14 protein-coding genes are annotated in these 14,617 nt (G+C 65.5%); 7 read left to right on the top strand and 7 right to left on the bottom strand.

Annotated features, from left to right (window positions below):
- Positions 1–44 precede the first annotated feature (44 nt).
- A complete protein-coding gene (locus G6N27_RS08445; RefSeq protein WP_163775931.1) occupies positions 45–1,211 on the bottom strand; it encodes an acyl-CoA dehydrogenase family protein in 1,167 nt (388 codons plus the stop codon).
- A gap of 85 nt (positions 1,212–1,296) precedes the next feature.
- Between G6N27_RS08445 and fabG the strand changes: the two genes are divergently transcribed.
- The 6 genes from fabG (at position 1,297) to G6N27_RS08415 (ending at position 6,842) form a co-directional block, all read left to right on the top strand.
- The gene (fabG, locus tag G6N27_RS08440; RefSeq protein ID WP_163775930.1) at positions 1,297–2,076 is read left to right on the top strand and encodes a 3-oxoacyl-ACP reductase FabG; all 780 of its coding nucleotides are present in this window, start codon (positions 1,297–1,299) and stop codon (positions 2,074–2,076) included.
- A gap of 59 nt (positions 2,077–2,135) precedes the next feature.
- Entirely contained in the window at positions 2,136–3,293 is a 1,158-nt protein-coding gene (locus G6N27_RS08435) for an acetyl-CoA C-acetyltransferase (RefSeq protein WP_232065025.1), read from the top strand.
- 65 nt (positions 3,294–3,358) lie between these two features.
- Positions 3,359–4,486, top strand: a complete 1,128-nt coding sequence (locus G6N27_RS08430; RefSeq protein ID WP_232065024.1) for a CoA transferase — start codon at positions 3,359–3,361, stop codon at positions 4,484–4,486.
- A 19-nt stretch (positions 4,487–4,505) separates the two neighbouring features.
- Positions 4,506–5,699 (top strand): acyl-CoA dehydrogenase family protein, encoded by a 1,194-nt coding sequence (locus G6N27_RS08425; RefSeq protein WP_163775927.1) that lies wholly within the window; start codon positions 4,506–4,508, stop codon positions 5,697–5,699.
- A gap of 2 nt (positions 5,700–5,701) precedes the next feature.
- The gene (locus G6N27_RS08420; RefSeq protein WP_163775926.1) at positions 5,702–6,388 is read left to right on the top strand and encodes a GntR family transcriptional regulator; all 687 of its coding nucleotides are present in this window, start codon (positions 5,702–5,704) and stop codon (positions 6,386–6,388) included.
- Positions 6,389–6,473: 85 nt separating this feature from the next.
- Complete coding sequence (locus G6N27_RS08415) at positions 6,474–6,842, top strand: hypothetical protein (RefSeq protein ID WP_163775925.1); 369 nt, start codon at positions 6,474–6,476, stop codon at positions 6,840–6,842.
- Here the strand turns inward: G6N27_RS08415 and G6N27_RS08410 are convergent.
- Genes G6N27_RS08410 through G6N27_RS08385 form a run of 6 tightly spaced genes read right to left on the bottom strand, consistent with a single transcriptional unit; the run spans position 6,839 to position 13,844 of the window.
- On the bottom strand, positions 6,839–8,389 hold the full coding sequence (locus tag G6N27_RS08410; protein WP_163775924.1) for a class I adenylate-forming enzyme family protein: 1,551 nt from the start codon (positions 8,387–8,389) through the stop codon (positions 6,839–6,841). The two genes, G6N27_RS08415 and G6N27_RS08410, sit on opposite strands and share 4 nt — an antisense overlap.
- The gene (locus tag G6N27_RS08405; protein WP_163775923.1) at positions 8,382–9,938 is read right to left on the bottom strand and encodes a class I adenylate-forming enzyme family protein; all 1,557 of its coding nucleotides are present in this window, start codon (positions 9,936–9,938) and stop codon (positions 8,382–8,384) included. Before G6N27_RS08405 ends, G6N27_RS08410 begins: the two co-directional genes overlap by 8 nt.
- On the bottom strand, positions 9,931–11,403 hold the full coding sequence (locus G6N27_RS08400) for a class I adenylate-forming enzyme family protein (protein WP_163781524.1): 1,473 nt from the start codon (positions 11,401–11,403) through the stop codon (positions 9,931–9,933). The genes G6N27_RS08405 and G6N27_RS08400 overlap by 8 nt, the downstream gene beginning before the upstream one ends.
- A 5-nt stretch (positions 11,404–11,408) precedes the next feature.
- Positions 11,409–12,191 (bottom strand): enoyl-CoA hydratase/isomerase family protein, encoded by a 783-nt coding sequence (locus tag G6N27_RS08395; protein ID WP_163775922.1) that lies wholly within the window; start codon positions 12,189–12,191, stop codon positions 11,409–11,411.
- The gene (locus G6N27_RS08390; protein WP_163775921.1) at positions 12,188–13,000 is read right to left on the bottom strand and encodes an enoyl-CoA hydratase/isomerase family protein; all 813 of its coding nucleotides are present in this window, start codon (positions 12,998–13,000) and stop codon (positions 12,188–12,190) included. Before G6N27_RS08390 ends, G6N27_RS08395 begins: the two co-directional genes overlap by 4 nt.
- 22 nt (positions 13,001–13,022) lie before the next feature.
- Positions 13,023–13,844: an enoyl-CoA hydratase/isomerase family protein gene (locus tag G6N27_RS08385; RefSeq protein WP_163775920.1), complete on the bottom strand. Its 822-nt coding sequence runs from the start codon at positions 13,842–13,844 to the stop codon at positions 13,023–13,025.
- A gap of 119 nt (positions 13,845–13,963) precedes the next feature.
- On the opposite strand from G6N27_RS08385, the gene G6N27_RS08380 reads away from it, so the two are divergent.
- Positions 13,964–14,617 carry a PaaI family thioesterase gene (locus tag G6N27_RS08380; protein ID WP_163775919.1) on the top strand — a complete coding sequence of 218 codons (654 nt, stop codon included), beginning with the start codon at positions 13,964–13,966 and terminating at the stop codon, positions 14,615–14,617.

Below are 14,617 nucleotides of genomic sequence, written 5' to 3'. Positions count from 1 at the left end.
CATATCGTAAAGGTCACTGTAACGCGGACGATAGCACCCGACCGTCACTGCTTCCGCAACGCTGCCTTAACCAGATTCGAGCCGATGATCAACCGCTGAATCTCGCTGGTTCCCTCGTACAGTCGCAGCAACCGGACGTCGCGGTAGATGCGCTCCACCGGTACCTCGCGCATGTAGCCGCTGCCGCCGTGGATCTGAACGGCGAGATCGGCGACGTTGCCAGCCATTTCGGTGCAGAACACTTTCGCCGCCGACGGGGCGATCCGGCGGTCCTGCTCGGTGAGCCAGAGTCGGGCGGCCTCGCGGACGAGTGCACGACCGGCCATCACGCCGGTCTGCTGGTCGGCGATCATCGCCTGCACCAACTGGAAATTGCCGATTGGGGTGCCGCCCTGGGTGGCGGTCGCGGCGTAGTTCACGGATTCGTCCAAGGCCCGCTGCGCGGCACCCACGGCCAGCGCGGCGATGTGAATCCGCCCGCGGGCCAGCGACGTCATCGCGGCCCGATACCCGATGTCTTCACTGCCGCCGATCAGGGCGCTGTCCGAGACGCGGACGTCGGTGAAGCGCACGTCTGCGGTCCAGGCGCCTTCCTGCCCCATCTTGGCGTCCTTTGTGCCGACCTCGACGCCATCGGCGTCCGCGGGTACCAGGAAGACGGCGATGCCCGGCCCGTCGTCGTCAGCCGGTCGGGTTCGGGCGAAGACCACGAACAGATCGGCCACCGGAGCATTGGTGATGAACCGCTTCTCGCCGGAGATCAGCCAACCCGATCCGTCGCGAATTGCTTTGGTGCGCAACCCGGCCGGGTTTGATCCAGCACCCGGCTCGGTCAGCGCGAACGACGCGACTTTGCCCGACGCCAGCCCTTCCAGCCAGGCGGCCTTCTGTTCGTCGGTGCCGAAGCCGACCAGGACCTGGCCGGCGATGCCGTTGTTGGTGCCGAACATCGAGCGCAGCGCCAGCGAGGTGTAGCCCAGTTCCATCGCGAGCTCGACGTCCTGGGTGATATCGAGACCGAGCCCGCCCCACTCCTGCGGAATCGCGTACCCGAACAACCCCATCTCTTTGGCTTGGTCCCGAAGATCTTCTGGTACTTCGTCGTTGGCGAGAATCTCCGGCTCCCGCGGCACCACGACGGTACGCACGAACTGCCGGGTCTGCTTGAGGATCTGCTGGAAATCGTCGTCGTCGACGGCAGCAGTGGGCATGGGATCAACGCTCCTTCTCCGGCGAGGCGGGCGACTATCGGGAGCCACCCGGACCCTGATCATATATGAAATATGATGTGCGAAGATGTGGGGGTCAGTACTACACAAGGAGGACGGTGATCGTGTGTCGTTGTTGACCGGTCAGACCGCAGTCATCACCGGCGGAGCCCAGGGACTGGGTCTCGCCATCGCGCAGCGATTCGTCGACGAGGGCGCCCGCGTGGTGCTCGGCGACGTGAATCTCGAGGCGACCGAAGCGGCAGCCAAGCAGTTGGGCGGCGACGACGTCGCGATAGCGGTGCGCTGCGACGTGACATCCGGTGACGACGTCGACGCGCTGATCGGTGCGTCGATCGACGGCTTCGGTGCGCTCGACATCATGATCAACAATGCCGGCATCACCCGTGACGCTACGATGCGCAAGATGACCGAGGAGCAGTTCGACCAGGTGATCGCCGTGCATCTCAAGGGCACCTGGAACGGGCTGCGCAAAGCTGCGGCGGTGATGCGGGAGAACAAGCGCGGCTCGATCGTGAACATGTCGTCGATCTCCGGGAAGGTCGGCATGGTCGGCCAGACCAACTACTCGGCGGCCAAGGCCGGCATCGTCGGCATGACCAAGGCGGCATCGAAGGAACTCGCCCACCTCGGTGTGCGGGTCAACGCTATTCAGCCCGGGCTGATCAGGTCGGCGATGACCGAGGCCATGCCGCAACGGATTTGGGACTCGAAGGTCGCCGAGGTGCCGATGGGCCGCGCCGGTGAGCCCAGCGAGGTCGCCAGTGTCGCGTTGTTCCTGGCGTCGGATCTGTCGTCGTACATGACCGGAACCGTCCTCGAGGTGACGGGCGGAAGGCACCTGTGAGCACCCGCGAGGCCGTGATCTGCGAGCCCGTCCGGACCCCGATCGGGCGTTACGGCGGAATGTTCAAGTCGCAGAGTGCTGTTGAGCTGGGGGTGGCCGCGCTGACCGGGCTGCTCGAGCGCACCGGCATTCCGGCCGATGCGGTGCAGGATGTCATCCTCGGGCACTGCTACCCGAACAGCGAGGCGCCGGCGATCGGACGCGTCGTCGCGCTCGATTCCGGACTCCCGGTGACGGTGCCCGGCATGCAGGTCGATCGTCGCTGCGGGTCGGGACTGCAGGCCGTCATCCAGGCCTGCCTTCAGGTTGCCTCCGGCGACAACGACGTCGTCGTGGCCGGCGGTGCGGAGAGCATGAGCAACGTCGCGTTCTACTCCACCGATATGCGGTGGGGAGGTGCCCGCGGCGTTCAGGTGCACGACGGGTTGGCGCGCGGGCGCAGCACGGCCGGCGGCCGGCACTACCCGGTGCCCGGCGGAATGCTGGAAACCGCGGAAAATCTACGGCGCCAATACAACATCTCGCGCCAGGAACAGGACGAGCTTGCGGTGATGTCGCACCAGCGGGCGGTCGCCGCGCAGAAGGACGGCCTGCTGGCCGAGGAAATCGTTGCGGTCACCGTGCGCACCCGCCGCGGCGAAGACGTCATCGACGCCGACGAGCACCCGCGCGCCGACACCACCGTCGAGTCGTTGAGCAAGCTCAAACCCGTTCTGCTCAAGGATGATCCGTACGCGACGGTGACGGCGGGAAACGCCAGCGGCCAAAACGACGCGGCGTCCATGTGTCTGGTGACGACCCCGGAGCGCGCCGCGGAACTGGGCCTGACTCCGCTGGTGCGACTGGTGTCGTGGGCCGTCGCCGGCGTCGAGCCCAAGGTGATGGGCATCGGGCCGGTACCGGCCACCGAGCGTGCGCTGGCCAAAGCCGGTCTGCAGTTGAGCGACATCGATCTGATCGAACTCAACGAGGCATTCGCCGCGCAGGCTCTTGCCGTGATGCGGGAGTGGGACTTCAGCGCCGCCGATCTGGAACGGACGAACGTGCACGGCTCGGGAATCTCACTGGGCCACCCGGTGGGCGCCACCGGCGGCCGGATGCTGGCGACATTGGCCCGTGAACTCAACCGGCGCGACGCACGCTACGCGCTGGAAACCATGTGCATCGGTGGTGGGCAAGGCCTCGCCGCGGTCTTCGAGCGGGTCGGGCCGCAGTGAGCGCGCCGCTGGCTGACCTCACCGTCGTCGAAGTCTCCAGCTTTGTCGCCGCGCCGCTGTGCGGAATGACGTTGAGCCAGTTGGGCGCCGAGGTGATCCGCGTCGACCCGATCGGCGGCGCGTCCGACATCAACCGGTGGCCGTTGGCTTCCAGCGGTACGTCGATCTACTGGACCGGTCTGAATAAGGGCAAGCGGTCGGCGACCATCGATATGCGGTCGCCGGAGGGGCAGGATCTGGTCCAGCGGCTGATCGTCGAGGGTGACGGCATCGTGGTCACCAACGCTGCCGGCCTGCCCTGGCTGTCGTTCGACAAGCTGGCGGCGCAACGACCAGACGTGATTCACGTCCAGTTGTCCGGCCGTCACGACGGCTCAACGGCGGTGGACTACACCGTCAACGCGGCCACCGGTTATCCGTTGGTCACCGGGCCCGCCGACCATGCCGGCCCGATCAACCACGTGCTGCCGGCCTGGGATGTCTGCTGTGGCGTGTATGCCGCGCTGGCGATCGTCGCGGCGGTGCGTCGACGGGACCAGTCCGGAGTCGGCGCGCAGGTCAGCATCGCGCTCGAAGACGTCGCGCTGGCGACGGCAGGCAATCTGGGACTGCTGACCGAGCCTCAGGTGAACGGCGGTGCGGAACGCCAGCGTCTGGGCAACGCGATCTACGGCCAGTACGGCCAGGACTTCACCAGCCTTGACGGCGCGGCGTTCATGGTTGTGACCCTGACGAAGCGCCACTTTCGCGATCTCGTCGAGGTATCCGGTACTGGCGCAGCGGTTTCGGCGCTGGCCGAATCGCTCGGTGCGGATTTCGCGGACGAAGGCCAGCGTTACCGGTATCGCGACGTGCTCAGCGGACTGTTCCGGATCTGGTTCGCTGAGCACACGGCCGACGAGATCACCGCGGCGTTGTCGGCCACCAGCGTGTTGTTCGAGCGCTATCGGACCTTCGCGGAGACCGCCAAAGATGAACGCGTCACCGGCAATCCGTTGTTCTGCCGGCTGCATCAGGACGGCTTGGGCGACTACCTGGCCCCGGGGTTGCCGACCGTCTTCGACGGCAAGCACTTCGCCGGTGAACCCGCACCCACACTGGGCGGCGATACCGCCGACCTACTCAGCGCCCGTTTGGGGCTGAGCGCCGCCGACATCGCGCGTCTCAGCGACGCGAACACGATCGCCTGCTGACCGATAAGAAAGGCATCGCATGACGAAACTCGCCGAGACATACGGCTTGACCGAACTCCAGACCGAGATCATTGCCACGGTAAGGCAATTCGTCGAAAAGGAAGTGATCCCGAACGCGCCGGAGCTCGAGCGCACCGACACCTATCCGCAGGCGATCGTCGACCAGATGCGGGAGATGGGTCTGTTCGGCCTGATGATCCCGCAGGAGTACTGCGGACTGGGCGAGTCGCTGCTGACCTATGCCCTGTGCGTCGAAGAACTGGCCCGCGGCTGGATGAGCATCTCGGGAGTGCTCAACACCCACTTCATCGTCGCCTACATGCTGCGTCAGCACGGCACCGACGCGCAGAAGCAACGCTTCCTGCCGCGGATGGCCGTCGGTGAGGTTCGCGGCTCGTTTTCGATGTCGGAGCCGGAGTTGGGTTCTGACGTCGCCGCGATTCGCACTCGCGCCACCCGCGGTAGCGACGGCGACTACACCATCAATGGCCAGAAGATGTGGCTGACCAACGGTGCCAGCTCGAGTTTGGTTGCGGTGCTTGTCCGCACCGACGAGGGTGCCGAGGCGCCGCACCGCAACCTGACCGCCTTTCTCATCGAGAAGCCGACTGGTTTCGGGGAGGTGGCACCCGGTCTGTTGATACCGGGCAAGATCGACAAGCTGGGCTACAAGGGAATCGACACCACGGAGCTCATCTTCGACGGGTACGCCGCGAGCGCCGATGACGTGCTGGGCGGTGTGCCGGGTCAAGGTTTCTACCAGATGATGGACGGCATCGAGGTCGGGCGGGTCAACGTGTCGGCCCGGGCCGTCGGGGTGGCGCTACGCGCATTCGAGCTTGCCGCACGTTATGCTCAGCAGCGCCACACCTTTGGCAAGCCGATCGCCGAACACCAGGCCATTGCCTTCCAAATCGCAGAGATGGCAACAAAAGTCGAGGCGGCCCATCTGATGATGGTCAACGCGGCACGGCTCAAGGATTCCGGTGAACGCAACGACGTCGCCGCCGGGATGGCGAAATATCTGGCCAGTGAATTCTGCTCGGAGGTCACCCAACAGAGCTTCCGCATCCACGGCGGCTACGGCTACTCCAAGGAATACGAAATCGAACGGCTGATGCGCGACGCGCCGTTCCTGCTCATCGGCGAAGGAACCAGCGAGATACAGAAGTCGATCATCAGCAAACGGCTGCTTGCCGAGTACCGGATCTGACCATGAGCGTGCCGGATTTCGCCGCGCGACCACAACTCTCGGAAGACGTTGCGCGATATGTCCGTAAGCGGATCTTCGACGGCACCTACTCCGCCGGAGAGTACGTCCGTCTCGATCAGTTGGCCGCCGAACTCGGGATCAGCGTGACCCCGGTGCGGGAGGCGTTGTTCGAACTACGCGCCGAGGGGTTGCTGGCCCAGCAACCACGGCGCGGCTTCGTGGTGTTGCCGGTGACCGGGCGCGATCTCGCCGATGTCGCCAATCTGCAGGCGCATGTGGGCGGCGAACTCGCCGCCCGGGCAGCCGACAACATCGACGACGATCAGCTGCGCGAGCTCAAAGCGATCCAAGCGCAGCTCGAGCAGGCCTACGCCGGCAACGACATCGAACGGACAGTTCGGCTCAATCACGAGTTCCACCGGGCGATCAACGTGGCCGCTGCGTCGCCGAAGCTCGCCCAGATGATGTCGCAGATCACCCGCTATGCACCGGAATCCGTCTTTCCGGTCATCACCGGCTGGCCCGCCCAATCGATCAAAGATCACCGGCGGGTGCTGACGGCGTTGGGTAAGCGCGACGGCGAGTCGGCGCGCAGGGCGATGTCCGAGCATCTGGCTGCCGGCGCGGTTCCGTTGATCGACCATCTCGTCGAGCACGGCGTCGTCGACGCGGACGACGGTGCGTCCTGACAACCCCCTGCCGCCATCTGTTGTCCCGCACCCGCGCATGGGCATACGCTGCCATCGGGGTGGGCGACAATTGGAGAAGGAAGACATGCCCCCAGTGCTCGCATCTCGCGCTTCTGCGTTAGCGGTTGTCTGTGTGGCGGGAATTGCGCTTGCTCCACCCGCCATCGCCGATCCGATGGACCCGATCCCCGGCAACGGCGTCTTCGTTGTCGGGCCCGATATCGCTCCCGGCCTGTACCGCACGGCTGGGTCGGGGTCGACGTTCGGGGTATGGATCAACAATGTGCCCACGCAAGACTCGATGTGCGCGTGGTTCACCTACAGCACGCCCGATGCGAACAAGGAGCACGTCTTGCAGACGAATATGTCTGTCGGCCCGATGTTCGCGAACATCAACTCGTCGGTGAAGGCCTTCGAGTCACGGAACTGTCAACCCTGGACGCGCGTGCCTTAAGGCCGGCCCGCCTCGATCAGCATGTCCCGCAGGCGGCGGACGTCGACCTTGCCGGTGCCCCCACGGGGAACGTCGTCGTCGGACCCGAGCATCAGCCACACCGTCGGAACTTTGAACGCGCTCAACAGTGCTCGCGCTGAACTCCGCAACTCCTCGGCTGCCGGCGTGCGCGCGCTACACACCACCGCCACGCCCACGCGTTCGCCCGATGTGCCGGGAACGTTGGTCACGAATGCGTTCTCGACGCCGTCGATGGTGCGCAGCGCCCGCTCGACCTCGCCGGGATAGACGGTCGCGCCGCTGACTTTGAACATGTCGTCGGATCGGCCGTGGTAGAACAGGAAACCGTCGTCGTCGAGCCGGCCGAGGTCACCGGTCGGGTAAAAGCCGTCGGCGGTGAAGACGTCCTCGCGCGTGCGTCGGCATATTCCGCGCAGGGTGTGCGGCCCCCGAATCTCGATCATCCCAACGGTTTCCGCCGGAACCGGCCGTCCGCTGTCGGGGTCGGTGATTCGGACCTCCGTGCCGGGAAACGGCTTGCCGCAGCTGCCCCAGGCCGAGTGTGGCATGTCGGTGTCGGCGGGATAGCCGCAGTACGGTCCGAACGCCTCGGTCATGCCGAACAGTGTTGCCCGGGAGCCGGGTTGAGCGCGCCGGCCGACTGGCAGCAAGGCGTCGAGACTGCCGGGACGCAGCGCCGACAGGTCAGTCTCGGTACGGGACGGGTGACGCGCCAACGCTTCGGCCTGATCGGGCCAGCCCCGAAACAGCGTCACCCGCTCGCGCTCCAGCAGGCGCAGCGTGGTGTCCGGTTGCGGGATCTCCTCGGTCACCAGGGTGGCGCCGGCCACCAGCGCCGACAGCACGCCGCTGCCGAAACCGCCCACCCAGAAAAACGGCATCGGTAGGTACAGCCGCGTCTCGGAATCGATGCAGCGGCTTGCCAAGCCGGATCGGACGGCGCCCAACGCGCTGCCGTGCGAATGCACCACCCCCTTGGGCGCTCCGCTGCTGCCGGAGGTGAACATGATGACCATCGGATCGCTGGGTGTCACCGTCGCGGCCACCGCGTCGACAGTGGACACCCCCGGTGACTTCGGCAGCTGATCGGCCGGCCAAACCTGGCGCAGTGCGGGAAGTTCGGGACAGTGCAGCGGTGCTGTCGGATCGTCGACATCGAGAACTGACCGGAGGTCATCGACGTAACGATGGCCGCGGAATTCCTCGACGGTGATCAGGAACTGCACCGACGCGGTTCGCAGTTGGGCGACGAGCTCCGGCGCCCGCAACAGCGTGCTGAGCGGAACCAGTACCGCCCCGATACGGGTGAGCGCAATCGCGATCTGCACCCATCGGACACCGTTGGGCATGACGAGCCCGACCCTGGTGCCTTTGCTGACCCCGGCGTCGATGAATGCTGAAGCAAGATCGGCTGTGCTGCAATCGAGTTCGCGATAGCCGAGTCGGCAGTCGGAATCGATCACCATCGGCTTGGCCGAATGCGCACCGGCGTGAAGCCTCACCAGATCGTCGACGGTGTCAGGCATCGAAGAACGTCGCCAACTTCTGCCGGTTCACTTTGCCGCTCGCCAGCAACGGAATATCGGCGTTCGGTACGACCGCGAATCGCTTGGGGATCTTGTACGCCGACAGTTCGGCAGTGAGCCGGCGACGCAGCGTGGCCTCGTCGAAGTCGGCCACGTCGTCCATCGCGATGACGGCCGCGACCATCTCACCGCGGTCGGGGTCGGCGATGCCGACCACATGCGCGACGACACCGTCGGTGACTTTTGCGATCGCCTGCTCGACTTCGCTCGGAGACACGTTGGCGCCGGCTGTCTTGATCATCGAACCGCGCCGGCCGAGGTAGTAGACAAACCCGTCACTGTCGATGGCGGCCAGGTCGCCGGTATGAAACCAGCCGTCGGGGTCGAAACTGTCTTCACGGCTTCGCTTGTAGTACCGCTGCATCAGGCACGGGCCGCGGATGCACAGCTCTCCGCGTGCGCCGTCCTCGACCGGCTTCCTAGTGTCCGGGTCGATGATCTTGGCTGCCAACCCCGGTGCCGGTTTGCCGAATGATCCACGTCGATGCTCGGGTTGGTCGCTCTCATCGGCGCTGATCAGTACCACGCTGCCGGCTTCGGTCAGCCCGAGCATGTTGTGTCGCAACTCCGGGTCCGCCGGCCGCGCTTCGGGAGCCATGACGGGGTAGAGGTTGCCCCGGCGCATCGACGACAGGTCGCGACTGGGGAAACTCGGGTGCTGCGCCAAACGCGCGATGCCGGCGGCGAAACCGTTGGTCAGCGTGGGCTTCTCGGCCTCCAGCAGATCGAGCGTCCGGCCCGGGTCCTCGGCGTTTGAGCACACCAGTGTCGACCCGGCGATCAACGTGGCGAGCAACGCGAACGCGAAGCCGCCGATCCAGAAGAACGGTGAGTTGCAGAACAGCGTCTCGGCGGCGGTAAGCTTGCGGACCTTGTTCAGGTTTCGCTGGTGATTGAGCAGCGCAGCGTGGGTGTGCACCACTCCCTTGGGGGTACTCGTTGTGCCGGAGGTGTAGATGATCGCCAGCGGGTCGGAGCCGTCGACATCGTCCTGCATCGCCACCAGCAGCGCCTCGCTGACCGCCCCGGCGGGCTGGTTTTCGAACAGGACATGACGCAATTGCGGTGCGGCAGCATCGAAAAACCGATCGCCGGAGCCGACGCGTGAACCCGGCAACGCATCGGCCAGCCGTTGACGATAGTCGTGGGATCGGTACGACGTCGCGGCCAGAAGGATCACGGTGTCGCTGTCGAACAGCTGCTCACGCAATTCCCGCGCGGTGCAGAACGTGGAGAACGGGACGACCACGGCTCCGATCCGCGCTGCGGCGAGCGTGCCGACGACAAACGCGACACCGTTGGGGTACAGCAGTCCGACGTGGCTGCCTTTGCCCGCGCCCAGACCGACCAACTGACGCGCCAACAACGTTGAGCGACGGTCGGCTTCGGCGTAGCTGACGCGGTCGTCGTCGCAGACCAGCAGCGGATGCTCGCCTCGTCGGATCGCCTGGTCGCGCAGTATTTCACCGACGGTCGGCGATTCACGCATGGTCACCCTGCACGGCAGCGACGCTGTCACTGAAGTAGCCGCGGACCGCACTCAGATCAGGCTTGCCGGACGGAGTTCTGGGCAGTTCTGGAACGATGACGATTTCGGTGGGAATCTCGTAGCGCGCCAACCGAGTCCGCAGGTAGTCGATCAGCGCGGGCGGATCTGTCGGTTCTCGGACTTCCACCATCGCCACCGGTGTCTCGCCGAGCCGGTCGTCGCGGCGCCCGACGACAGCGGCACCCGCGACAGCGGGATGGCTTTCCAGGGCGTTGCGTACATCGTCGGGCATGATTTTGAAGCCGCCGCGGATGATCGCCTGGTCTGCGCGGCCGACGATCCACAGGAACCCATCGGCGTCGATGCGGGCCATGTCCGTGGTGCGCATCCAGCCCGCGGAAGGACCGAGCTGCGCCGGCTTCACCTCGAGCAGCCCGATCCGGTTGGCTTCCAGCGGATTGCCGTCGTCACCGACCACGCGCAGGCCCGCACCCGGATTGGCCCGTCCGACGCTGCCGCGTTTGGCGTGCCAATGCTCTCGGTAATCGGGCAACGTCCAGCCGGCGACCCCTCCGCCGAATTCTGTTGCGGCATAGGAGGTCAACACCGGGATGCCGTATTTCTCAGTGAACGCGTCGGAATCCTCCGGTGACAGCGGCGCGGTGCCGGACGTCACGACCCTGATGCCTGCCAGGTCGTCACGAGACAGTTCGGAATGCAGCACCATCCGCAATGCGGTCGGCACCAGCGACACCGCGCGGGGCCGGTGGGTGCGGACCGCTGCGGCCCAGCTGTCGAGTTCGAATCGTTCCAGCAACACGAACGGTCGCGCCTCGGCGACACACTGCAGGATCCGGAACACCCCGCCGATGTGGACGAGCGGTGAGTTCACGATCGCAACGCCGCGGCGTAACTCCGTCGGCGCCGACGCTTTGTTAGCCTCGGGCCCCATCACGCTGTGCGCGAGCATGTCGTAGCTGAGGTCCACCCGCTTGGGCGGTCCGGTCGTGCCGCTGGTCAACATCCGCACGGCGACTCCAGGCCGCTCTGAATGAGAAAGCCTGGCTGCGCGCACCTTTGGCTCGGCAGCTAGTCCGTCGATGGATACCGTCGTCACGTCGGGTATCTGGCCGAGCATGGCGAGGTCATCCGCCTCGCCGATGATCAGGGGAAGCGCGAGCTCACTCAGATCCGCCTTGAGGCGTTCGTCGCCGCGCGCCGGGTTGATGACGACGACCGTCGCGCCGCAGCGCAGCACACCGAGCAACGAGGCGACCTGCGCGGGGCGGTTGCGGAGCAGGATGCCCACTTCGGGTCGGCTGTCACCGACGAGCCGCGCGATCCGGGTCGCCAATTGGTCGAGCTCTCCCCATGACACCCAACGCCGGTCGTATTCCAGCGCCGGTGATTCGGGCTGCAGGCGCAGAACGTGGTCGATGCGTTGGCTGAGCCGGTGCCTGGACATCGAGGTCATCGGATTTTTGGATCCGGTGCGCGGCCACCGCCTCGGGCCGCGAGTTCGGCGGTGCCGATTGGATTTCCGAGCCGGGTATAGATCAGACCCTGATCCAGCGCGGCGCGGTAAGGCTTGTCCAACGACTCCCAGATTGCCTTCACCGTGCCCTGGGTCGCCGACGGCGGCTTGGCCGCGATGGTCGCCGCGATCTCGTGCGCGCGTCCCCACAGGCGCTCCGGCGAAACGACTTCGGAGACCAAACCGATACGCAGTGCCGTCTCGGCGCTGACCCGCTCATCGTTGCCCATCAACGCAATTCGCAGCGATTCACCCAGGCCGATGCGACGCATCAACCCGACCGGCTCGAGAGCGCACACCAGCCCGGCCGATACATGGGAATCGAAGAACGTGGCGTCGGTGGAGCAGATGACGACATCGGACTCGTTGATGAAGTAGAACGCGCCCGCTGTGCACATGCCTTGCACGGCGCACACCACCGGCTTCCACATCTTCTGCCACTTCGGACTGAGCGCCTCGCCGGGATCTTCGTGATTCCAGATGTTTTCGGGCTGACCGTATGGCGTCTTGACGTCGAGGCCCGCGCTGAACGCCCGACTGCCCGCGGCTCGCAGAACGATCGCATTGACGGAGTCGTCCGCCTTGACGAGTCGCCACGCCTGCGCCATCTCCTCGCACATCGTTCGGTTGAACGCGTTGAGTTGATCGGGGCGGTTCAATGTGATGGTGGCAATCCGGTCCCCGCTGTCCACCGCGAGTTCGATGGTCTGGAAAGTCATCGACACCGCCATTCCGGTGGCCGCTTTTCGACGAACGCCTTGGGGCCCTCGAGCGAGTCCTCGGTGTGCAGGTTCCGTTCGCGGAACGACTCTGCCAGCATCTCGGCTTCGTGCAGTGGCAGGTCCAACCCCTTGAGGATGGCCAGTCTGGTGCCCCGTACGGCAAGCGGCGCATTCGAGTTGACGATGTCGGCGATCTCGTGGGCGCGCTCCAGCAGGCGGTCGTGGTCGACGATCTCGCTGATCATGCCGAGCTCGTATGCCCTTTGCGCGCTGAGCCGTTCGTGCTTGCCCATCAGCGCCATCCGCAGTGCGATCGAACGCGGCAGCACCCGGGCCACTCGGACCAGCTCGCGCGCGGCGACCAGTCCGATGCTGACGTGCGGATCGAAGAATGTCGCCTTGTCGGACGCGATGACGATGTCGCCGGTGGTGACCCAGTCGAGGCCAGCGCCACAACATAATCCGTTGATCGCGGCGAGCACCGGTTTGGCCATCGTTCGGAACGGCGGTGTGCCCTCTTGCGGCGCCTCCCATTGCTCATAGCTGGACAGGTACGGGCGTTCGTTGATCACCTTGCCGTCGCCGGGAATCGCCTTGACGTCAGCGCCGGTGCAGAAAGCCCGCCCGGTGCCGGTGACGATGAGAAGCCATACCGCGTCGTCGTTTTCAGCCTCGTGATATGCGTTGCGCAGCTCGGTGACCATATGAGGGCTCAGCGCGTTGAGGGCGTCGGGCCGATTCAGGGTGATGGTGGCCTTGTGTCCGTCGACTTCGTATTTGATGGTGTCGTATGACGGTGCGGACATCACGATTCCCCTTTGCTGTTATTCATCGGCCGCGAAATTCTGGCGGGCGGCGCTCCCGGAACGCAGCAAGGCCCTCTTTGAAATCACTTGTCCTGCAAGATAGTTCTACATCGAAGAGCTCCTGCGTCATCGACTGGTTCAACGTCGCATGCTGGCCGTAGTTGATCGCCTGCTTGGCCAGTCCCAGTGCCACCGTCGGTCCGTTGGCCAGGCGGATCAATAGCGCCTCGGTCGCCCGGTCCAAGTCGGCCGGCTCGACGGACTGATGGATCAGGCCCCAGTTGGCCGCGTCGACGGCGCTCACTTTGTCGCCGAGCAACAGCATCTGCTTGGCTCGGGTCAGCCCGACCAATCGGGGGAGTAGCCAGGTCGAGCCGGAGTCGGGGCTGAATCCACGCGCGGCGAAGGGTTCCCAGAACTCGGCGTCAGCGGCGGCGACGGTGAAGTCGGCCACCAGCGCCAGATTGCAGCCCAGCCCGACCGCGAACCCGCGCACGCTGCAGACCACCGGCAACTGGATGTGGTGAATCAACTCGATCACCCGGTGGGCGCCGTGGGGTAGACGCCGCAGGACGTCGCCGGTGCGGGGCCGTTGATCGCTGCTGTTGTTGGTGGCGACCCAGTCAGCGCCCGAGCAGAAATCGTCGCCGGCGCCTTGGATGAGGATTACCCGCAGCGCGTCGTCGGTTGCTGCTCTGCTCAACTCGGCGACCAAGCTCTCGATCATGCTGTGGTTCAGCGCATTACGGTGTGACGGGCGGTCGAGCGTGAGCCGCAGGATCGCGCCGTCGCGGCTCGCGACGAGCGAGCCGTCCACCGCCGCGGAGTCCACGTCCTGACTCACTGTCGAATCTGCCCTTCCCTGCCGATACAGATACCCCTACAGTAGGCAATACGAGTTCTGCACTGTATAACTTAGCAAGGAAAGCGGCGTTACGGAACAGGGCGTCGGGAAGAGGTCGGATGGGCGAACGCCACACGGCGCGGTTCGGCGAGGCGCCGCTGCCCCAAATTGTCGAGGCGGCCGGTGCAATGCGCCGCCTCAGCTCGTTGCTGCTGTCGTTGGAGCAGCCGCACCCGACGGTCGACGCGATGCTCGCACAGATCGGCGCGTGGGAGCGCGAACTCAGCGTGGCGGTGCCGCCGGACAGCACCCCACGGATCGGTGACGAGGCAAGCTGTCGTGTCTACCTCGATCACGCGACGGACATCGGCGCGTTCAACCCGTGCTTTCCGGAATATCGCTTCGACCGGATCGATGGCGAAACCGCGTCCGGGAGTGTCGCCTTCCCACTTGTCTTCGAAGGCCCGCCGGGACTGGTGCACGGTGGTTTCCTGGCGGTCTTCTTCGACTGCGTGATGCAGCATCAGAACTGCGTTGTCGGGCTGTCCGGCAAGACCCGTTCGCTGCAGGTCACCTTCCATCGTCCGACGCCGGTGCTGACCGAATTGCGTTTCGAGATCTCCCGCAGCGAGGTCGACCGTGGGATTGCGTCGACAGCCCGATTACTGCGCGACGGTGAACTGCTGTGCATCGGCGAAACCACGACGCTGGCACTGCCCCCCGAGAAGTTGACGGGCCATCGTCTGGGCAAGCGACGAGCCGAGACGAGCTGA

The organism is Mycobacterium cookii (genome assembly GCF_010727945.1).
GTDB lineage: Bacteria > Actinomycetota > Actinomycetes > Mycobacteriales > Mycobacteriaceae > Mycobacterium > Mycobacterium cookii.
The sequence above is the reverse complement of the archived record's forward strand: the minus strand, read 5'-3'. Positions and strand labels throughout refer to the sequence as shown.